Source organism: Enterococcus sp. DIV0806c, from assembly GCF_051710905.1.
GTDB classification, from domain to species: domain Bacteria; phylum Bacillota; class Bacilli; order Lactobacillales; family Enterococcaceae; genus Enterococcus_B; species Enterococcus_B mundtii.
On sequence record NZ_JBIOLO010000001.1, the window covers coordinates 2,970,001 to 2,991,576 of the forward strand.

The following is a 21,576-nucleotide window of genomic DNA, read 5'->3' on the forward strand; positions in this document are numbered from 1 at the left end:
GGCCCCTAGTCCAAACAGTGCTCTACCTCCATCATTCTCAATTCCGAGGCTAGCCCTAAAGCTATTTCGGAGAGAACCAGCTATCTCCAAGTTCGTTTGGAATTTCTCCGCTACCCACACCTCATCCCCGCACTTTTCAACGTACGTGGGTTCGGTCCTCCAGTGCGTTTTACCGCACCTTCAACCTGGACATGGGTAGATCACATGGTTTCGGGTCTACGACTACATACTCAAACGCCCTATTCAGACTCGCTTTCGCTGCGGCTCCGTCTCTTCAACTTAACCTCGCATGCAATCGTAACTCGCCGGTTCATTCTACAAAAGGCACGCCATCACCCATTAACGGGCTTTGACTTGTTGTAGGCACACGGTTTCAGGTTCTATTTCACTCCCCTTCCGGGGTGCTTTTCACCTTTCCCTCACGGTACTGGTTCACTATCGGTCACTAGGGAGTATTTAGCCTTGGGAGATGGTCCTCCCGGATTCCGACGGAATTCCTCGTGTTCCGCCGTACTCAGGATCCTCCTAGGTGCCTTCCAAATTTCATCTACGGGGCTTTCACCCTCTCTGACTGACTTTTCCAAGTCATTCGACTATCTGAAAGAACTACCATATCGGAGTCCTACAACCCCAATGAGCAAGCTCATTGGTTTGGGCTTTTCCCGTTTCGCTCGCCGCTACTCAGGGAATCGAATTTTCTTTCTCTTCCTGCAGGTACTTAGATGTTTCAGTTCTCTGCGTCTACCTCGTATACGCTATGTATTCACGTATACGTAACATCCTATAAAAGATGCTGGGTTTCCCCATTCGGAAATCTCTGGATCATAGCTTACGTACAGCTCCCCAAAGCATATCGGTGTTAGTCCCGTCCTTCATCGGCTCCTAGTGCCAAGGCATCCACCGTGCGCCCTTATTCACTTAACCTTATCAACCTTGCGGTTGGGTTTTGATCTTTCTTCTAGCGATAGAAGTCCAATCAAGAAAAATAAGCAATTGAACTTATTAAAAAACTCATTCAACGCGGTGTTCTCGGTTTGTATTACTTACATTTTTACTTCAATATCCAGTTTTCAATGAACAAAATTTTGAGAGTAGACCTCTCAAAACTGAACAAAGTATCGACAAACGTGTGTAGTCTCCGTAATATTCCTTAGAAAGGAGGTGATCCAGCCGCACCTTCCGATACGGCTACCTTGTTACGACTTCACCCCAATCATCTATCCCACCTTAGGCGGCTGGCTCCAAAAAGGTTACCTCACCGACTTCGGGTGTTACAAACTCTCGTGGTGTGACGGGCGGTGTGTACAAGGCCCGGGAACGTATTCACCGCGGCGTGCTGATCCGCGATTACTAGCGATTCCGGCTTCATGTAGGCGAGTTGCAGCCTACAATCCGAACTGAGAGAAGCTTTAAGAGATTAGCTTAGCCTCGCGACTTCGCGACTCGTTGTACTTCCCATTGTAGCACGTGTGTAGCCCAGGTCATAAGGGGCATGATGATTTGACGTCATCCCCACCTTCCTCCGGTTTGTCACCGGCAGTCTTGCTAGAGTGCCCAACTAAATGATGGCAACTAACAATAAGGGTTGCGCTCGTTGCGGGACTTAACCCAACATCTCACGACACGAGCTGACGACAACCATGCACCACCTGTCACTTTGCCCCCGAAGGGGAAGCTCTATCTCTAGAGTGGTCAAAGGATGTCAAGACCTGGTAAGGTTCTTCGCGTTGCTTCGAATTAAACCACATGCTCCACCGCTTGTGCGGGCCCCCGTCAATTCCTTTGAGTTTCAACCTTGCGGTCGTACTCCCCAGGCGGAGTGCTTAATGCGTTAGCTGCAGCACTGAAGGGCGGAAACCCTCCAACACTTAGCACTCATCGTTTACGGCGTGGACTACCAGGGTATCTAATCCTGTTTGCTCCCCACGCTTTCGAGCCTCAGCGTCAGTTACAGACCAGAGAGCCGCCTTCGCCACTGGTGTTCCTCCATATATCTACGCATTTCACCGCTACACATGGAATTCCACTCTCCTCTTCTGCACTCAAGTCTCCCAGTTTCCAATGACCCTCCCCGGTTGAGCCGGGGGCTTTCACATCAGACTTAAGAAACCGCCTGCGCTCGCTTTACGCCCAATAAATCCGGACAACGCTTGCCACCTACGTATTACCGCGGCTGCTGGCACGTAGTTAGCCGTGGCTTTCTGGTTAGATACCGTCAAGGGGTGAACAGTTACTCTCACCCTTGTTCTTCTCTAACAACAGAGTTTTACGATCCGAAAACCTTCTTCACTCACGCGGCGTTGCTCGGTCAGACTTTCGTCCATTGCCGAAGATTCCCTACTGCTGCCTCCCGTAGGAGTTTGGGCCGTGTCTCAGTCCCAATGTGGCCGATCACCCTCTCAGGTCGGCTATGCATCGTGGCCTTGGTGAGCCGTTACCTCACCAACTAGCTAATGCACCGCGGGTCCATCCATCAGCGGCACCGTAAAGCGCCTTTCAAAACGAAACCATGCGGTTTCGATTGTTATACGGTATTAGCACCTGTTTCCAAGTGTTATCCCCTTCTGATGGGCAGGTTACCCACGTGTTACTCACCCGTTCGCCACTCCTCTTTTCCCGGTGGAGCAAGCTCCGGTGGGAAAAGAAGCGTTCGACTTGCATGTATTAGGCACGCCGCCAGCGTTCGTCCTGAGCCAGGATCAAACTCTCATAATAAAAGTTAGAACAATCTTTCGATTGTTAAGCTCAATTGTTTGCTAGCATATTGCTTGCTTGTTAAAAATGTTTGTTGTCTTGAATTGAATCAAGACGCCCTACACATTTGGTTTGTCTTACTTTGTTCAGTTTTCAAAGGTCTACGTGATAAATGAAACACAACTGTCTCAACTTATCGTTTGTGATTGCCGTAGCAACTTTCATATCTTAGCAAACTCTCGAATGATTGTCAACTATTTTTTAAAAGTTTTTTTGAACTCTTTTTTCATGAGGTCGTTTTAGCAACTCACTTATCATAACTTATCGTTTGTTATTTGTCAACAGTTAATTTTGTTTTTTTCTTTGCGAAATCAACGTTTATCTGTTGTCGTTCACAAGTGACTTGGTTATCTTATCATGTGTTGTCCCACACGTCAAGAACTTTTTTATGATCATTCAGAAGTTATGAAACTTAACTTTTGAACAAATAATAATATACCAACTAAAATCTTATTGGTCAACGAATTTTTTTGTGTTTTTTCAAGTTTTTTAGTTATACGATTAATATACTAAAAAACGATTTAAACGTTCGCGTTTCGCATGGCATAAAGATGTTGAAAACCTTTATCTACATAAATCATTCGCCATTGCAATTACGCTGAAACTTCTATAAAGTAGACTCATTTCTAATGGTTCCGTTTTCTTTTTTTATATCTATCTTATCCCTTTCCATAACTTTCTCTGAAATGGTTCATTGATACGCATTTACTTAAAAATTAGTTTCAATAAAGTCTTAAATATAGAACAAGATTTCAAGCAAAGTTATCTCATTTTTTCTCTAAAAAATAAACCGACAGCAGCTAGAAATAAAAAACATTTCTGGCTATTGTCGGTTTGGTTCCCTGAACTGGTTGTTTCTATTTATGTCTCAGATTTAACGCATGGTTGGGAATAGTAATACGTCACGGATCGATTGAGCATCGGTCAATAGCATGACTAGACGGTCGATTCCGATACCTAGTCCGCCAGTTGGTGGCATACCATATTCTAATGCTTCTAAGAAGTCTTCGTCTAAACCATGTGCTTCATCGTTTCCAAGCTCGCGTTCTTTTTCTTGCGCTTCAAAACGTTCTCTTTGATCGATTGGATCATTCAGCTCAGTAAAGGCATTCGCAAATTCTTTACCTGTGATGAACAATTCGAAACGGTCAGTAAAACGTGGGTCTTCAGGATTTTTCTTCGCCAATGGAGAAACTTCTACTGGATGTCCATAGACAAATGTTGGTTGTACTAATGTTTCTTCCACGAATGCTTCAAAGAATTCATTGATGACGTGACCAACACCCATCGCTTCTGTCACTTCAACTTGGTGTTCTTTTGCAATTGCTAGTGCTTCTTCTAAGGTCATTTCTTTCCAGAAATCAACACCAGTGTGCTCTTTGATTGCGTCAACCATGTGTACACGTTTGAAATCACTTTCTAAGTCTACTGCTTGTCCTGCATAAGTGATTTTAGCTGTTCCTAATACTTTTTCAGCTGCATTACGGATGATACCTTCTGTCAAGTTCATCACATCTTGGAAATCAGTGTATGCAGTGTATGCTTCAAGCATCGTGAACTCAGGGTTGTGGGTCGTATCGATTCCTTCGTTACGGAATACACGGCCGATCTCATAAACTTTTTCCATACCACCAACGATCAAACGTTTCAAATGAAGTTCTAACGCGATACGTAGATATAGATCCATATCTAACGCATTGTGATGTGTGATAAACGGACGTGCTGCTGCCCCACCGGCTTCATTATGCAAGACTGGTGTTTCAACTTCGATATAGCCGTTCCCATCTAAATAGCGACGGATCTCACTAATGATTTGACTGCGTTTCATGAAGCGGTCAAAACTATCTCTATTACTTACTAAATCAAGGTAACGCTGTCTGTATCGTTGTTCGATATTCGTTAATCCATGATATTTATCTGGTAATGGACGAAGTGCTTTTGATAAGATGACGATTTCAGAGGCTTTGATCGATACCTCACCTGTATCAGTTTTCATGATTTCTCCAGTTACACCAAAGAAATCTCCTAAGTCAGCATGTTTGAATACTTCATAAGCTTCTTCACCTACTCGGTCTTTGCGTACGTAGATTTGGATTTGGCCTTCTCTGTCTTGCAGATGGGCAAATCCAGCTTTTCCTTTTCCACGGCGTGTCATCATACGGCCAGCAACACTCGCTGTCAATGCCATCTCCGCCAATTCTTCTTTTGTACGTGGATCAAATAATTCGTGCAATTCTTGGGAATTATGTGTACGCTCAAATCGCTTACCAAATGGATCGATCCCATTTTCTCTCAATTGCTCCATTTTTTCACGACGAACAATCATTTGATCGTTTAAATCTTCTAATTGATTTTGTTGTTCCTCAGTCACAAAAGTTCCTCCATTCTCATCTTATTCTCTTCCTTATAATGCCAATGAAACGCAAAAAAAGCAAGCCGAACTTAGTGTTTCGGCTTGAATTTCGCAAAAAACTTAGAATAACTTCCTAAGATTGAAGTGATAATTTTTCATTTTTTTCAACCAATTGGTCAAGCAGTTCATTGATTTCATGCTGTTTCTCAGTCTTATTGATTGCTAATTTGATCTTGGCTGCACGTGAGATACCTTTTAGATAGTAGGAAGCGTGTGTCCGAAACTCACGACAGGCGATGGTTTCTCCTTTTAAATCAACTAAACGTTCTAGATGTAATTTTGCAGTAGCGATTTTTTCGCGTGCGGTTGGTTCCGGAATCAGCTCTCCAGTTTCTAAATAATGTTGTGTCCGATGGATTATCCAAGGATTCCCTAAAGCAGCGCGGCCGATCATGACGCCATCGGCACCCACGTATTCCAACATGCGTTTTGCATCTTCTGGCGTTTTGACGTCCCCGTTCCCCATAAAAGGGATCGTTAGATGTTTTTTGACTTCCTTTAACACTTCCCAATTGGCTTTTCCTTCATACATTTGCACACGTGTTCGTCCGTGCATGGCTACTGCACCGGCTCCAGCTGCTTGAGCTGCTAATGCGTTTTCGACAGCAAAAACATGTTCTTCGTCCCAACCAATACGCATTTTCACAGTAACTGGCACATCAACTGCCGATGCAACTGCATGAACCATTTCATAGACTTTATCAGGATCTAATAACCATTTTGCACCTGCTTCAGCTTTGATGATTTTATTGACTGGGCATCCCATATTGATATCAATGATATCTGCTGTAGTATGTTTCTCAACAAACTGTGCTGCTTCTACTAGTGTGTCTTTGTTCCCACCAAATATTTGCAAGCTTAATGGATGCTCCGTTTCGTCGATATGCAGCATTTCCAATGTTTTTTTGTTGCGGAAATGAATACCTTGGTCACTGATCATCTCGCAAACGACCATTCCTGCACCAAATTCTTTGACGGTTACACGAAATGCGGCGTTCGTGATCCCTGCCATTGGTGCTACAACAACGCGATTCGGTATTTCAACGTTCCCGATTTTCCATGTGTGATCCACTTATAATCCTCCCAAGGCTTCTGTCTTCAATGCTGCTAGGTCATCTTCTGTGTAGGTATACTTACTATTGCAAAATGAGCAAACTGCTTCTGCGCCATGGTCTTCATCGATCATTGCTTGGATTTCTGCTGCGCCTAAAGCAATGATTGCTTCGCCAAACTTTTCTTTCGAACAATCACATTTAAACTGCACAGGCATTTTTTCTAGTACTTGCAATTCGTCTGTTCCTAACAATCCTTGCAAGATTTCTTCAGGTGTCAACCCTTCATCTAAGAGTGTAGAAATACGTGGTGTTGTTTTCAGTTGCTCTTCGATTTTCGCAATCGTTTCTTCGTCTGCCCCTGGCATGATCTGGATCATAAAACCACCCGCTGTTTTGATGGTATCATCCGTATTGACTAAGACGCTTAGCCCTACAGCTGAAGGGATTTGTTCTGAAATCGCTAAATAGTACGTGAAATCTTCAGCTAGTTCACCAGATACAATCGGTGTTTGTCCTGAAAAAGGTTCTTTTAACCCTAGATCTTTTGTCACACTGAACATCCCTTGTGTCCCTACTGCTCCACGTACATCGATTTTTCCTTCTGCGTTCAGCGGTAAACTCAGGTGTGGATTTTTGATGTACCCTTTGACATTACCTTTACCATTCGCATCAACAACGATCCCACCTGCAGGGCCATCGCCTTGGATGCGTACTGTTAATTTATCTTCCCCTTTAACTGTCGCACCTAGCAGCAGACTGCCAACTAATGCACGGCCTAATGCTGCTGATGATGTATGCCAAGTATCATGGCGTTGCTGCGCTTCTGCAACAGTATTGGTTGCACGAACAGCATATGCTCGAACAAACCCGTCATTGGCTAATGCCTTCACTAAATAATCTTCCATTTGTATGTACCTCATTTCCCGATTTTAAAACTCATAGTGAATCATACTAGTAACTTCCAAATTTTTCAACTTTTGAATTTGTAAATTCTACGTTTCTTTTTTAATTGTCAGACACAAAAAAAGAGCTGCGACTTTCGTCACAGCTGCTTTCTTTATCTATTTTGATCATCTGAATGATTTTGTTCATCCGTTGAAGTCGATTGATTGTCATCATTCAACTCTTTTTTCGCTTCATCAAACTCATGTTTTTCTTCTGCTTGTTTTTCCGCATCTTTTTCTTCTAGTGCACGTTTTGCTTCTTCAAACGTTTGCGCTTCTTTTTCACTAGGGAAGTCTGCCGATTCTGCTCCTTCAGGCATTACACCTTTTTCAAAGAGAGATTTGATTGCTTTGGCATCCAATGTTTCAAATTCAAGCAGTTTTTCTGCGATCAGTTTGTGTTGCGCACGGTGTGCTTCGATGATTTCATGTGCTTTTTGATGTGCTTCCATCAAGATCTTGCGTACTTCTTGGTCGATTTCAAAAGCAACTTGTTCTGAGTATGCTTTCGTTTGACCATAGTCACGGCCTACGAATACTTGGTGGTTTCCTTCATATTGGACAGGACCTAAGCGATCACTCATCCCATACTCTGTAACCATACTTCTTGCTAGTGCTGTTGCTTGTTCAAAGTCATTTGATGCACCAGTAGATTGAACGTTGAAGATGATTTCTTCTGCGGTACGTCCACCTAGTAATCCAACGATTTGTTCAAACATATCTTCTTTTGTCATTAAGAATTGATCTTCTTTTGGTAAAGCGATCATATATCCACCAGCACGTCCACGTGGGATGATCGTTACTTTGTGAACGACACGGGCACGACTCAAGACAAGCCCAACGATCGTATGACCTGCTTCATGGTAAGCGACCATTTCGCGTTCGCGTTTGCTGATGACACGGTCTTTCTTCGCTGGTCCAGCAATCACGCGGTCTTCTGCTTCATCGATATCAGAAGCATCGATTTTTTTCTTGTTTCGACGAGCAGCTACTAACGCTGCTTCGTTTAAGACATTTTCTAAATCCGCACCAGCAAAACCTGGTGTTTGTTGTGCCACGACTTTTAAATCAACATCGTCAGCAATTGGTTTGTTTCTTGCGTGAACTCGTAAAATCGCTTCACGGCCTTTGACATCTGGACGACCAACTAAAATTTGACGGTCAAAACGTCCTGGACGAAGTAAGGCTGGATCTAATACGTCTGAACGGTTTGTCGCTGCAATCACGATCACGCCTTCGTTGCCATCAAATCCATCCATTTCAACAAGCAATTGGTTCAGTGTTTGTTCACGTTCATCGTGTCCACCACCCATACCAGCGCCACGTTGACGACCGACAGCATCGATTTCATCAATAAAGATGATTGCTGGAGCATTCTTTTTCGCAGTTTCAAATAAGTCACGAACTCGGCTTGCACCGACCCCAACAAACATTTCAACAAAGTCTGAACCCGAAATAGAGTAGAATGGTACGCCAGCTTCACCAGCAACTGCTTTGGCAAGCAACGTTTTACCTGTTCCTGGAGGTCCTTCTAGGAGAACTCCGGCTGGGATACGTGCGCCTAATTCAATGAAGCGTCTTGGATCTTTTAGGAACTCAACGACTTCGACAAGTTCTTGTTTTTCTTCTTCCGCACCCGCTACATCAGAGAAACGAACGCGATTTGCTTTTTTGTCGGCTTCTTTTGCTTTGGATTTCCCAAAGTTCATCACACGGCCTCCGCCGCCTCCGCCGCCTCCTTGTTGTCCCATCATCATATAGAAGAAGAAGACGATGATCACGATTGGCAAGAAGCTTAATAGGAGTGATACCCATACGCCGCTACTTGATTCTTCTCTGATCGTAGTTGCTACGTTGTTGTCTTTTGCCAACTCTGTGACTTGGCTCAATGTTGTATCGTTTGGCAAAATAATCGTAGTGAAGTGCGTAGTTGATGTCTCGGTAGTACCTAGAATCGATAGACCGCCACTATTTGCAACTGTCTGTTGTTCTTTGTATTCACCTGAGATCTTATACACACCATTAGCAGGTTGCACCTCAAAGTTTTTGATTTTGCCTTCTTGTAATTGTTCAGTGAATTTTGAGTACTCGATATCTGACGACCGTTGGCCATTGTTACCAAAAATAAAGTAGACGACCATTACCATCGCTAAGATTACGAGGACATAATACAAGGCATTTTTCATCATGCCATTGTTTTTTTTGTTCATAGTTGTCCTCCCTATGCGTTATTTTTACTTGATAAATCTTTTATCAATCCTGACCATACTATTGTAACATAATTTATAAGAGATAGATGATTAATTTGATTGATAAACGCTCGGTTTTAGTACACCGATGTATGGAAGATTTCGATAGGCTTCTGCATAATCTAATCCATAACCTACCACAAACTCGTTTGGCACATTGAAACCAATGTAATCCGCTTCGATATCTACGACTCTGCCTTCGGGCTTATCAAGGAGTGTCACGATTTTGACTGAGTTTGCTTTACGGTATTTGAATAGATCGACTAAATAAGCAAGTGTTCTTCCGCTATCAATGATGTCTTCGACGATCAATAAATCACGGCCTTCCACATTCGTATCCAAGTCTTTTACGATTTTTACTTCACCTGATGAAACAGTTGCGTTACCGTAACTTGAAACATCCATAAAATCCAATTCTAGGTAAGCATCGATCGAACGGATAATGTCTGCCATGAATGGGACAGCACCTTTCAATACACCAACAACCAACGGATTTTTATCTTGATAATTTTCAGTTAACTCTTTTCCTAGTTCTTTACAACGAACTTGTATCTCTTCTTGCGTGATCAATACTCTCTCGATATCTTTTTCTAACATCAGGTTCTCCTTCCAATTGCTTCTTTTTGATATTTGTAAAGAAGTATGTAGTGTATTTTATCAGTTTCTACACCAATACTCAAATAAGAATGGACAAAAGGGACTAGACTCCATAGATTTCTCCCTTCATCTATAATAACCCATGAATTTTTTCGTTGTGCAACAGATATTTTTTTATCGATAAAATATCTTGACACTCTTTTGTTCAACGTCTCCGTCAATTGGATACGATCTCCCGGTTTTCGCCGATCGACCCAAAGCGATTGTTCGGCGGATAACCAGAGATCATGAGTGAAGATTTCACCTGTTTCATCCAATTTCCAATCTGGAAGTTGGTCGGGTGTGTAGATCCCTAACCATTCCGACTCTCCTAACTGAATGGCTTGATTCGGTATGATTTTTAACGGAGTATTTTGGTGGTTGGTTGATCGTTCCTTTTTTCTTTCATAAAGATAAAGTACTTCATAGGAACGTTCAATCACCCAGCGTTTGCCCAGATCAATCTGCCATTGTCCTGCGGCTTGTTCACATTGTTGTAACAACGTGTCAATCTGTTTTTCTTTGATCGTCACTTTCGTAACTGGAAAAACGTAATCAAAGAACGTGTAAAAGAAGAAGTAACGTTCAAAAGATTCCAAACTTTCGATCACCTTCCACGGAATAGATAAGCGCTCTTCTCCATACGTAAGATGTTCCGTGATCATCTGATGAGTATTTTTTCGGATGAATTGTTCTGCCCATTGGATTTGTTGTGAGAATTTTTGGAAATGAGCCATCGCTTGGGTATTTTCTTTTTTCAATTGTGGTACGACTAAATGACGAAGTCGATTACGTTGGACAGTTAGTTCCTGATTGGTATGGTCCTCAAAAAAAGGTAAATCTTCTGCTTCCGCATACGCATACAATTGTTCTTTACTAAATGACAACAACGGTCGAATCAGTCGCCCACCAGCAAAAGGTTGCGTTTCCTTGATTCCCGCATAGGTACCTAGCTGCCCACCACGAATGATTTTCATCAAAATCGTTTCCATTTGATCATCCCCATGATGCGCTGTCATCAATGTATCATAATGATCATGTCGTACGATCTCATCAAATTTCTCATACCGAAAAGCTCGAGCAGCCGTTTCAATTCCTTGTTCCGCTGGATTCTCCCATACTTTCAAGTGGAAAGTAAGATTGTTTTTATCGCAAAAGTCAGCAAGATAGGCTGCTTCATCCGCAGAAACGCTCCGTAAGCGATGATCGATATGGACAACCCCTAACCGAAAGCCAATTTGTTTTTGGGCGGTCATTAAGCAATCGAGTAAAACCATCGAGTCTACACCACCGGAAACAGCAACTAGTATTTTCGCATGTTCAGACAGATAGCCACGGCGTAAGCCTCTTTTTATAAATGCTTGTTTAAAATGACTTGCTCTTCTATCCATTGGTGTCACATCCTTTTACAAAATAAAAAGAGCGGACAAAAGTCTGTGACAATTGCCTGCCCTTCAATTTCGCTTAGCTTAGCTACGGCGACCGCCACGGCCTCCGCGTTTTCCTTCTGTGTTGCGTTTTAAGGAAGTCAATCGATCATCGCTATCTTTTAAAAATGAGCTCATCAATGAATCGAAGTCTTCTTTTGTATTGGAAGGTTGGCTGCGAGAAAAAGATTTTTTCTGCGGTGCGCGTCCTCGATTATCTCGAGTTTCTTTTTGTGGATATCTCTTTTGACGATTTTCATCATTAGTTTCTACTGGTTGCTCTTGTGCTTTGCGGATAGATAAACCGATTTTCCCATCATCATTGACTGTAATGACTTTGACTGTTACCTCATCACCAACGCTCAATACATCATGAATATCCTTGATATAACCGTTTGATACTTCACTGATATGAACTAACCCTGTTTTGCCAGCTCCTAAATCAATAAACGCGCCAAAATTTGTGATTCCTGAAACTTTTCCTTGCAGTTTTGCTCCTACCTCGATTGACATAAAAAAAATGTTCCTCCTAATTATTTCCCTTTTTTTATATTACTGCTTATTGGGCAGTTGTTGAACTCGTTGTTTGTTCATCGGTGTCTGCTGAATTATCTGTCGTAGATTCAAGTATCGGGTAGACTTGCTCCCCTTCTTTTGAATAGAAAAATTTGCTTCTAGCAAGTTTTGCTACATAATCTTCATCTTTAAGCAATTTCACGTCTTCTGTGAGTTGGTCTACATCTTTATTGATTTGTTGTAACTCTGTATCTGCTTCGACTTTTAATTCATTTAAATGATTCATTCGTTGCATATCATTAAAAATTTGGAAACCTATTACAGCGAAAATGACCAAAGCACCTAAAAAGATGGCTGCTAACCTGCGTCTACGAAAAATCAATTGGCGTTGTTGTTGTTGAAATTCGACATATTTTTTCTTTGCATACTCTGTGTCTAGTGCAGCGATTTTATTGCTTTTGTTTGCCACCTGTATTCGCTCCAATCTTTTTTGATTGTCATTCTTTATTATACCAACATCCTGAATGCTTGTCTAATCTATTTCGCTTGTGTTTTGTACTCGTGTTTCTGACAAGACTTCATACATTTTTTGTGCATCTTCTTTTTTTGTTGACTCATGCAACTCTGCTACCTTGATTTCCATCGTCTTGTTGCCAAATTGGATGTCCAATTGGTCTCCAACCTTGACATCACTGGAAGATTTCGCGAGTTTGCCATTGATTTTGATTCGTCCTTTATCCGCCACTTCTTTAGCGACAGATCGGCGCTTGATGATTCGCGAGATTTTTAAAAATTTATCTAATCGCATCTCATGTCCTCACTTTTCTTTTTTTATTTTTTTCAAACGTAAGATTTTCTTACCAAATGGCAGTAACAGCCATTCACGGATCGTAAATAATTTTGTCCAGATCACTGCATATACAAATGTGACTACGCCTATAATGACACCGCCTAGGCTGGCAAAAAGAGCAGTCGAGCGATGGCTCACTGGACCAAACAATAAGTTTAAGAAGCCATAATACACAAACAACGCTAAGACCATACAACCTAAACATTGGATTAATTTCTTACCAAATTTTCGTTCGTGCCAAAAACTATTGATTGCTGGAGTTTCAGTACGGACAAAATACCATAAAGTCACTGATAGTCCAAGTAATGTCGATAAACTAGCACCGACTGTTCCTAAATAACTCGTGAGAAGGGGGGTAGCTAAAGCTTTAGCAAGCAAGCCCCAACCAGCACCCTTTAATGAGGGGCGAAAAGAGTTTTTACTTTGAGCAATGCTTTGGTACGCTTGAATAATTGCAGTTAGTCCAATGGAAAAAACAAACAGAACTAGTGTCATATTCCCAGCATAATCTTTAAACAATGCGTAATTGATATAAGGCAACAATACAGCTAATCCTACTGAAGCTGCCAACGCCAATGCAGTCGTCAGACGCAAGTAAATTTTTGCTGTGGAATAAAATTGTCCTTTGACTGCACTCGTTAGGTAGCGTGTCAACGCGGGTAAGAACGTAGCACTTAAAGCTGTAGCAATAACTAATCCTAATTGAACTAACGGTTGCCCACGATCATATACTCCTTTAGCTATTTTAGATGCTTGCTCGGATAAACCATAGATTTGTAACGCATTCTTAACAAAAAAAGAATCAATCAATTGGAAGAAGATCAATAGACCACTATAAATGGAGACTAATCCCCCTTCAATCAAGAAACGGCGCACGAGTGATTTCGCTGGCCTTCTTAAAATCGGAAAGTGGCGGAAGCTCAATGCACCACCATGGATTTTTTGTTCATAATAGTACAGTACACCATATGCACATACGCCACCAAATACTGCGCCACTCATTGCCGCTGTGCCTGTTTGATAGACTGTCCAGCCTAATCGCTTAAAGGCAATCGCGCTAAAAACAATGATTGCTACACGAACAATTTGTTCCACGACTTGCGAAACCGCTGTGGGTTCCATTAAAAATCGTCCTTGAAAATTCCCACGATAATAAGATAGTCCTGGCATCAACAAAAACGTGAAGGAGACGATCCGAATCAACGGCATCAGTTGTTGATCACCCATCATTAGAGCGATCCAGTGACTAAATGAAAATACGAAGAGCCAGAGTAAAAAGCCTGACCAAAAAACAAGGGGATAAAGATTTTTCAATGCTTGTCTTTGTTCGAAAGGGTCTTTTTTTTCTGCTACATATTTAGAGATAAACTGGGGTAGCCCCGACAAAGCGAGTGTCATCGCAATACCATAAATAGGATAAACTTGTTGATAAACATAAAAACCTTCATCGCCCACTAAGTTTTGCAATGGAATCCGATAGAGTGCGCTGAGGACTTTTGCTATAAAGGAGGCAAGCGTCAACACAAAGGCACCATGCATCACTTGACGCATTTCTTTATGATCCAAAGGTTCAGCCCCTTCCTATGCAGTCGCATATTTCTGTTCGCGCAATGCTTTGACAAATTGTTGGATTTCTTGCAACCAAACAGCAGTCGTTGTTTGAGGTGGCAAGGTCAAACGAATCATCATTTGTTCTTTTTCCACACCAAGTCCTGCTTTTAATTTTGTGGCAGTCAGCGCTTCAAATAATTGTTCAACCGTGTAGCGTTTTGTTCCCACTTTGCTCAACTTGAACACGATGGTTTGTTGTTGCTTACGAATCATCTCTAGCAATGCACGATCGCCATCCATTTTGATTTGTCCAATCGTCAACAAATGCGCGACTTCTTCAGGATATTCACCAAAACGATCCAGTAGATCTGCTTCTAATTCTTCCAACATCTCTTGTGAATCCAATTCGCGAATCCGTTTATAGATTTCGATTTTTTGGCGTTGATCTGACACATAACTTTCTGGTAGATAGGCATCGACGCCTAGATCGATCTCCACAGAAGTTTTTTCTGTTTGCTGATTTTTACCTTGTTTACGAGCGACTGCCTCACTCAACATTTGAGAGTACATATCAAAACCAACAGCATCGATAAATCCATGTTGTTGCGCCCCTAGCAAGTTACCAGCACCACGGATCGATAAATCTCGCATCGCGATTTTAAATCCTGAACCCAATTCCGTAAAGTCTTTGATTGCTTGAAGACGCTTTTCGCTGACTTCATTAAGGATTTTTTGCTGTTCGTACATAAAATAAGCATAAGCGACACGATTGCTTCGTCCAACACGTCCTCGTAATTGGTAAAGCGTAGAGAGTCCCATATAATCGGCATTTTCTACGAAGAGTGTGTTTGCATTTGGAATATCCACACCAGTTTCGATGATCGTCGTCGTCACTAAGACATCATACTGTCCCTCGATAAAGTCGAATAATGTGTTTTCTAGTTGGACTTCCGTCATCTGTCCATGCGCATAGGCGATTCTCGCTTCGGGAACTAATGCTTGGATTTCTTCTACTTTACGTTCAATCGTTTCTACACGATTATATAAGTAGAAAACTTGTCCGCCTCGTCCCATTTCCCGTTGGATCGCTTCACGAATCGCCCCGGGATTTTTCTCCATCACATATGTTTGGATCGGATACCGATTCGCCGGTGGCGTTTCAATCACCGATAGATCCCGTACGCCTAGCATCGACATATGCAGCGTTCGCGGAATAGGTGTCGCTGTCAAAGTCAGCACATCCACTTGCGCACGCAATTGTTTCAAACGTTCTTTGTGTTTTACACCGAAACGTTGTTCTTCATCAACGATCAATAGTCCTAAATCACTAAATTCAATATCTTTTGACAATACACGATGAGTACCCACAACAATATCTAGTTGTCCTGTGCGTAATTCTTCGATCGTTTCTTTTTGTTGTTTCTTTGTTCGGAAACGACTCAGCAAACCAACATTCACTGGGAATCCCTCAAAACGTTCCAACATCGTTTCGTAATGTTGTTGCGCCAAGATTGTTGTCGGCACAAGAAATGCCACTTGTTTACTTTCTTTGACTGCTTTAAAAGCGGCACGTAGCGCAACTTCGGTTTTCCCATAGCCGACGTCCCCCACAAGTAAACGATCCATTGGTTTTTCTTTTTCCATATCTCGTTTGATTTCCGCCGCACTTCGGAGTTGGTCATCTGTTTCCGAATATGGAAAAGCATTCTCAAATTCTTTTTGATAAGAGTCATCCGGACCAAATGCGTATCCTTTTTCTGCTTCTCTGACCGCATACAATTGGATCAAGTCATCCGCAATATCTTCGATTTTTGAGGAGATCTTACGTTTCGTTTTCGTCCATTCACTACCACCGAGTTTGTTGATTCGTGGTGTTTTGGATTCCGAAGCTACATATTTTTGGATCAAATTCAACTGCGTGACAGGAATAAATAGCTTATCATCATTTTGATAAATGATCGTCATATAATCTTGGTGGACACCGTCGACCTCTAAGGTTTCCATACCGATATATTTCCCGATCCCATGATTCGCATGGACAACGTAATCTCCAGCTTTTAATTCGTTGTAGCTTTTTAGTCGTTCTGCATTCGTTACCGTTTGACGACGTGTCTGTTTTTTTGTTGTCTTTTGAAAAATCTCTTTTTCCGTGATCGTTACGATTTTTTCTTGCGGCAACTCAAAACCTGTCATCAATGCGCCTTCGACTAATTGGACTTGTCCTTTGATCAGTTGGTCTGCTTCTGTTTCTACCACTAATATGTCTTCGTCACGCAACATTTGTTCCGCCTTACGGATACGTTCTTTCGTTGGAATGAAGATGACGACTGTCTGCTCTTGTTTGCGCCAACGATCCATTTCCGTTTTCAGCAATGGCATTTGTCCAAAGAACTGTTGCATCGTGCGATACTGGAACTGGTAAAGTGCTTGGAACCTGAGATTTCCCATTCCTTTTTGGAATAAAGAGAAAAAAGTGGTCGCAAATTTTTCTTTTTGGATGATCCCATGTACATCTGCCACAAATTGTTGTTCAGAGAATACGCGTAACTCACTAATTTTTTGTGTATGCCATTCCGCTGCTTCTCTCTCCATTTCGCGATTCGTTTCCATGATTCGTTGGTAATCGTCCACGATCAGCAAGCTATCTTGGGGGAAATAATCCAAAATCGATAAATGTTCAGGATACAAAAGATCCGCATAGAACTTCGCTTGGTCTGTCGGGATATTACGTTGCCATTCCGAGATCAACTGACCGAAATAGTCATGCAAAAATTGTCGTTCAGTAGGTTCTGCGGTCGTTGCTAATTTCTTTTCTAAGAGGTTTTCTATTTTGTTGATACCGTCAAGTAGATTCTCTTGAGAATAAATTTGTTCACTTGTTGGTGGTAACCACACTTCTTCGATCTTTTCAATCGATCGTTGCGTATCAGCTTCGAAGTATCTCATGGAATCAATTTCGACATCAAATAATTCCACACGAACAGGGTATTCAAATGTCAACGGATAGATATCGACAATACTCCCTCGCATACTAAATTCTCCAGGTTTTGCGACCATCTCTGTCCGCTCATAGCCCATCAAGACGAGTTGTTGCGGTAATGAGTCCACGGCGATCTCGTCGCCAATCTGCCAATGTAATTGGGCATTGCTCCATGTTTCTTTATCAGGAAGACGTTTGTGCAATGCTGCCACTGGAAGAAGATAGATTCCTGGCTCATCTTGTTGCAAACGATTCAACGTCGCTACACGTTCCGCCCGAGCTTCAGGAGAAGAAAAAGCCATTTCTGCGGAAAGCACTTCATCTACTGGAAATAAGTGGATACTTTCAGCCGGCAGAACGTGTTGCAGATCCTCTGCCAATTGGTTGACGTAATATAAATTCGGCATCAGGATAATCAGATTTTTATCCAGTTTTTTAAACGCATGTGCAAACAACAACGTCTTAGCAGATCCAGCTAAACCTGTAATCAACTGTCTAGACATCCGTTGTTCAAGATTCATGGACCATTCAGCCACTTGAGCATCTTTGCCAATCAATTGGATCATATCCATCGTTTCATTCTCCTTTCTTAATTAAATTGATTCATTGTATCTATAAAGGAATGGCCATCCAATAGAAATTCAACAGCAGCGACAGATTGATCGATGCTTTGTTCGATCAAGGGTTGCGTCTCTTTACTAAAGGGACTGAGAACATGTTGGACGACTGTTTTTTTACCTTCTGGTCGACCAATACCAACTTTTATTCGATCAAAGATCGTACTATCCAAATGAGAGATAATACTCTTGATCCCATTATGTCCGCCTGCACTTCCTTTTTGTCGTAAACGGATTTTACCGATTGCTAAATCTAGGTCATCATAAACAACTACCAACTCTTCTGGATAAATCCCAAAGTAAGTCATCAATGGACCAACCGCTCGGCCAGATTCATTCATAAATGTTTGGGGTTTGACTAATAAAATTTTCTCACCTTTGTGGAAAAATTCAGCTACTTCTGCTTCAAATGTGTTTTTCTTAAAGGTCGCTTGGTGTTTTTCAGCCAAACGATCCACCACCATAAATCCAACGTTATGCTTTGTATGTTCATATTTCGTTCCTGGGTTTCCAAGCCCTACGATCATTTTCATTTCTGCGCTCATCCAATCTTATAAACAGCACAAAAGGCTGGACTGCTCATAGGCGGTCCAGTCTTTGACTCGATTTTTTTATTATTTTAGCTCCTATTAGTATAACACACAATCCTTTGTTACAGCTAAAAAGAGAAACTTAATAAATGAAAAAATGATTAAAATTATAATTCAAAACTAATGAAATCATTGGTTTTGCTAAATAGTGAAATAACGCACATGTAAGCTTTTACATATGGTACAACCTTGTTATCTGTTATATTTTGTAACCAAATAGCGTGACAGCAAGCTTTTTCCATGTTAGCATAGGCATGGGAAAAACAAATCAATGGAAGGATTGATATAAATGACTGCAAACGCAGAAAAAAAAGATCATCAAAAAGTAATACTTGTTGGAGACGGTGCTGTAGGTTCTAGCTATGCCTTCGCTTTAGTTACACAAAATATCGCTCAAGAAGTTGGTATCATCGATATCAATACAGCAAAAACTGAAGGAGATGCGATCGACTTATCACACGCTCTAGCATTTACTTCACCTAAAAAAATCTACTCAGCTTCTTATGCAGATGCACATGATGCAGACTTAGTCGTTATCACAGCTGGCGCACCACAAAAACCAGGTGAAACACGTTTAGATCTAGTAAATAAAAACTTAAAAATCAACCGCGAAGTTGTTACACAAATCGTTGACTCAGGTTTCAATGGTATTTTCTTAGTTGCTGCTAACCCAGTTGATATTTTAACTTACTCTACTTGGAAATTCTCAGGTTTCCCTAAAGAGCGCGTAATCGGTTCAGGAACTTCACTTGACTCTGCTCGTTTCCGTCAAGCACTTGCTGAATTAGTTGACGTTGATGCACGTAACGTCCATGCGTATATTTTAGGTGAACATGGAGATTCTGAGTTCCCAGTTTGGTCACATGCCAATGTTGCTGGTTTACAAATCTATGAATGGGTCAAAAATAATCCAGACGTGGATGAAGAAGCAATGGTTAACTTATTCTTCGGTGTACGTGATGCTGCTTATACGATCATCGAGAAAAAAGGCGCAACATTCTACGGTATCGCTGTAGCTTTAGCACGTATCACTCGCGCGATCTTAGACGATGAAAATGCAGTTCTTCCATTATCTGTTTATATGAATGGTGAATATGGACTAAACGATATCTATATCGGTGCACCTGCTGTCATCAACCGTCAAGGTATCCAAAAAGTCATTGAAATTCCATTAAGCGACAGCGAACAAGATCGTATGGCCGCTTCAGCAAAACAATTAAAAGATATCTTAGATGAAGCTTTTGCTAAATTGGATGCTGAATAATTAATTACTTGAGACGCTATCGTTCTCACTAAAAAAGAATACACGTTGTTCCAGAAGTAATGTCTTCGAAAACAACCTCATCTTCACAGGAAATCCTGAAAATCGACCTTCCATTTTCTAGGATTTCCTGTTTTTTTATACACTTCTGCATATAAAAATATTGTCTAACTATCGTTATTTTTCTATGCAGTATGTTAATTTTTATATAAAGAGGAACATCATTTCGTCTTTTACTGTAAATTATGCTATGATAGAGTCGTTACACCCTATAACTATTATTATTAAGGAGTTGCAGATATGACAAGATCTTCTCATCGAAAAAAATCAATGCGTATTGGTTTGCTTTCTGTTCTCGGTGTGATTCTAGTATTAATCGGCTTTTACACCTACCGTAGTACATATTACACGAATCGTTTTCTTCCTAAAACGGAAGTCAATTCGATCAATGTAAGTAACCTGACTATCGACCAAGCAAATGACAAGCTAAAAGAAGCTTATTCCAATAAGACGATTTCAATCAAAGAAAACGGAACGGTTTGGAAAGAGATTGCAAAGTCCGATCTTGGTTATAAAAAGGATTTTTCAACTGATCTAGCTTCCATCTTGAAAAACCAAAATGCTTGGACTTGGGGAATGAACTATGTAGCTGCGGCCGAAAAACAAGAAATCGATCCATTAAGTGCGGAACGGGAACAACTGGATCAAACGATCGAGACATTGTCTACGGAATTGACTGAATTGAATAAAGATCGTACACCTACTGCCGATGCAACGATTGAAAAGTCTGGTGACTCATTTAAAATCAAGCCTGAAGTGAAAGGGAACACGGTCGATGTCGAGGCCGTTACGAAGGAATTGACGACTGTCGTAAATGATGGAAAAGATACGATTGATCTGACTGAGTTCCAAAAAGAACCTGCCGTCACATCTACAGATAAAAAGTTGACTGAGCAGTTAACGACAATGAATAATATCGCTAAAGTAAAAGGAACTTACAGTATCAATGGTGAAACAGTGACGATCCCTTCTTCACTCATCGTTGAATGGTTAACCTATGAAGATGGAAAACCAGCACTTGATTCAGAAAAAGTTCGTCAATATGTTAGTGAACTTGGCGAAAAATACAATACAAGTACGAATGATACTAAATTCAAAAGTACCAAACGTGGCGAAGTAACTGTTCCTGCTGGCACGTTCAGTTGGACGATCCAAACAGATAGCGAAGTAACAGCTTTAACAGAAGCAATTTTAGCAGGACAAGATTTCACACGTTCACCCATTGTTCAAGGTAGTACAACTGCCGACCACCCATTGATTGAGGATACGTATATCGAAGTCGATTTAGAGAATCAACATATGTGGTTCTACAAAGATGGGAAAGTAGCACTTGAAACAGATATCGTTTCAGGAAAACCTTCTACCCCTACTCCTCCTGGTGTCTTTTATGTCTGGAATAAAGAAGAAAATGCTGTATTAAGAGGAACGAACGATGATGGTACACCATATGAAAGTCCAGTGAACTATTGGATGCCAGTCGATTGGACAGGTATCGGTATCCACGATTCGGATTGGCAACCAGAATATGGCGGCGACTTATGGCGAACTCGTGGTTCTCATGGTTGTGTCAATACGCCACCAGGTGTCATGAAAGAATTATTTGGAATGGTTGAAAAAGGTACGCCTGTTTTGATTTTTTAATCGTAACTACTAGAGCACAGTTGCAGACACGC

The 21,576-nt window shown here is 41.4% G+C and carries 14 protein-coding genes and 2 rRNA genes (1 of these 16 only partly in view); 2 read left to right on the top strand and 14 right to left on the bottom strand.

Features of this window, described 5'->3' with window-relative positions; all coding sequences use genetic code 11:
* From IGK77_RS13790 to pth, 14 genes are all read right to left on the bottom strand, one after another.
* Positions 1–924 (bottom strand): 23S ribosomal RNA (locus IGK77_RS13790); it reaches 1,991 nt to the left of the window's first position.
* Between the two features lie 230 nt (positions 925–1,154).
* Positions 1,155–2,715, bottom strand: a 16S ribosomal RNA gene (locus IGK77_RS13795).
* Together the 16S and 23S rRNA genes form the textbook arrangement of a ribosomal RNA operon.
* Positions 2,716–3,628: 913 nt before the next feature.
* A complete protein-coding gene (gene lysS / locus IGK77_RS13800; RefSeq protein WP_010734126.1) occupies positions 3,629–5,125 on the bottom strand; it encodes a lysine--tRNA ligase in 1,497 nt (498 codons plus the stop codon).
* A 115-nt stretch (positions 5,126–5,240) separates the two neighbouring features.
* Positions 5,241–6,239: a tRNA dihydrouridine synthase DusB gene (gene dusB, locus IGK77_RS13805; protein WP_074801885.1), complete on the bottom strand. Its 999-nt coding sequence runs from the start codon at positions 6,237–6,239 to the stop codon at positions 5,241–5,243.
* Positions 6,240–7,127: an Hsp33 family molecular chaperone HslO gene (gene hslO, locus IGK77_RS13810; protein WP_074801888.1), complete on the bottom strand. Its 888-nt coding sequence runs from the start codon at positions 7,125–7,127 to the stop codon at positions 6,240–6,242.
* Positions 7,128–7,279: 152 nt separating this feature from the next.
* On the bottom strand, positions 7,280–9,376 hold the full coding sequence (ftsH, locus tag IGK77_RS13815) for an ATP-dependent zinc metalloprotease FtsH (RefSeq protein ID WP_019722333.1): 2,097 nt from the start codon (positions 9,374–9,376) through the stop codon (positions 7,280–7,282).
* Positions 9,377–9,466: 90 nt separating this feature from the next.
* Entirely contained in the window at positions 9,467–10,012 is a 546-nt protein-coding gene (gene hpt / locus IGK77_RS13820; RefSeq protein ID WP_010734122.1) for a hypoxanthine phosphoribosyltransferase, read from the bottom strand.
* The gene (gene tilS / locus IGK77_RS13825) at positions 10,012–11,442 is read right to left on the bottom strand and encodes a tRNA lysidine(34) synthetase TilS (protein WP_074801891.1); all 1,431 of its coding nucleotides are present in this window, start codon (positions 11,440–11,442) and stop codon (positions 10,012–10,014) included. Before tilS ends, hpt begins: the two co-directional genes overlap by 1 nt.
* Before the next feature lie 78 nt (positions 11,443–11,520).
* Entirely contained in the window at positions 11,521–11,991 is a 471-nt protein-coding gene (locus IGK77_RS13830) for a S1 domain-containing RNA-binding protein (protein WP_010734120.1), read from the bottom strand.
* Positions 11,992–12,037: 46 nt separating this feature from the next.
* Positions 12,038–12,463, bottom strand: a complete 426-nt coding sequence (locus IGK77_RS13835) for an FtsB family cell division protein (RefSeq protein ID WP_010734119.1) — start codon at positions 12,461–12,463, stop codon at positions 12,038–12,040.
* A 63-nt stretch (positions 12,464–12,526) separates the two neighbouring features.
* A complete protein-coding gene (locus IGK77_RS13840; RefSeq protein ID WP_019722335.1) occupies positions 12,527–12,802 on the bottom strand; it encodes an RNA-binding S4 domain-containing protein in 276 nt (91 codons plus the stop codon).
* A 9-nt stretch (positions 12,803–12,811) separates the two neighbouring features.
* On the bottom strand, positions 12,812–14,410 hold the full coding sequence (locus IGK77_RS13845) for a putative polysaccharide biosynthesis protein (protein ID WP_071866557.1): 1,599 nt from the start codon (positions 14,408–14,410) through the stop codon (positions 12,812–12,814).
* Between the two features lie 15 nt (positions 14,411–14,425).
* The gene (gene mfd, locus IGK77_RS13850; RefSeq protein WP_074801894.1) at positions 14,426–17,947 is read right to left on the bottom strand and encodes a transcription-repair coupling factor; all 3,522 of its coding nucleotides are present in this window, start codon (positions 17,945–17,947) and stop codon (positions 14,426–14,428) included.
* A 17-nt stretch (positions 17,948–17,964) separates the two neighbouring features.
* On the bottom strand, positions 17,965–18,525 hold the full coding sequence (gene pth / locus IGK77_RS13855; protein WP_010734115.1) for an aminoacyl-tRNA hydrolase: 561 nt from the start codon (positions 18,523–18,525) through the stop codon (positions 17,965–17,967).
* Positions 18,526–18,871: 346 nt separating this feature from the next.
* Between pth and IGK77_RS13860 the strand changes: the two genes are divergently transcribed.
* Positions 18,872–19,846, top strand: coding sequence for an L-lactate dehydrogenase (locus IGK77_RS13860; RefSeq protein WP_019722338.1), 975 nt, complete (start codon positions 18,872–18,874; stop codon positions 19,844–19,846).
* A gap of 297 nt (positions 19,847–20,143) precedes the next feature.
* Positions 20,144–21,544, top strand: a complete 1,401-nt coding sequence (locus IGK77_RS13865) for a L,D-transpeptidase family protein (RefSeq protein ID WP_071866554.1) — start codon at positions 20,144–20,146, stop codon at positions 21,542–21,544.
* The last annotated feature ends 32 nt before the right edge of the window (positions 21,545–21,576 follow it).

What these genes read in the sequence shown, in the direction of transcription:
- hslO (WP_074801888.1), bottom strand. Translation starts at nt 7,127, where the DNA reads ATGGAAGATTATTTAGTGAAGGCATTAGCCAATGACGGGTTTGTTCGA.
- ftsH (WP_019722333.1), bottom strand. Translation starts at nt 9,376, where the DNA reads ATGAACAAAAAAAACAATGGCATGATGAAAAATGCCTTGTATTATGTC.
- hpt (WP_010734122.1), bottom strand. Translation starts at nt 10,012, where the DNA reads ATGTTAGAAAAAGATATCGAGAGAGTATTGATCACGCAAGAAGAGATA.
- tilS (WP_074801891.1), bottom strand. Translation starts at nt 11,442, where the DNA reads ATGGATAGAAGAGCAAGTCATTTTAAACAAGCATTTATAAAAAGAGGC.
- IGK77_RS13830 (WP_010734120.1), bottom strand. Translation starts at nt 11,991, where the DNA reads ATGTCAATCGAGGTAGGAGCAAAACTGCAAGGAAAAGTTTCAGGAATC.
- IGK77_RS13840 (WP_019722335.1), bottom strand. Translation starts at nt 12,802, where the DNA reads ATGCGATTAGATAAATTTTTAAAAATCTCGCGAATCATCAAGCGCCGA.
- mfd (WP_074801894.1), bottom strand. Translation starts at nt 17,947, where the DNA reads ATGGATATGATCCAATTGATTGGCAAAGATGCTCAAGTGGCTGAATGG.
- pth (WP_010734115.1), bottom strand. Translation starts at nt 18,525, where the DNA reads ATGAAAATGATCGTAGGGCTTGGAAACCCAGGAACGAAATATGAACAT.
- IGK77_RS13860 (WP_019722338.1), top strand. Translation starts at nt 18,872, where the DNA reads ATGACTGCAAACGCAGAAAAAAAAGATCATCAAAAAGTAATACTTGTT.
- IGK77_RS13865 (WP_071866554.1), top strand. Translation starts at nt 20,144, where the DNA reads ATGACAAGATCTTCTCATCGAAAAAAATCAATGCGTATTGGTTTGCTT.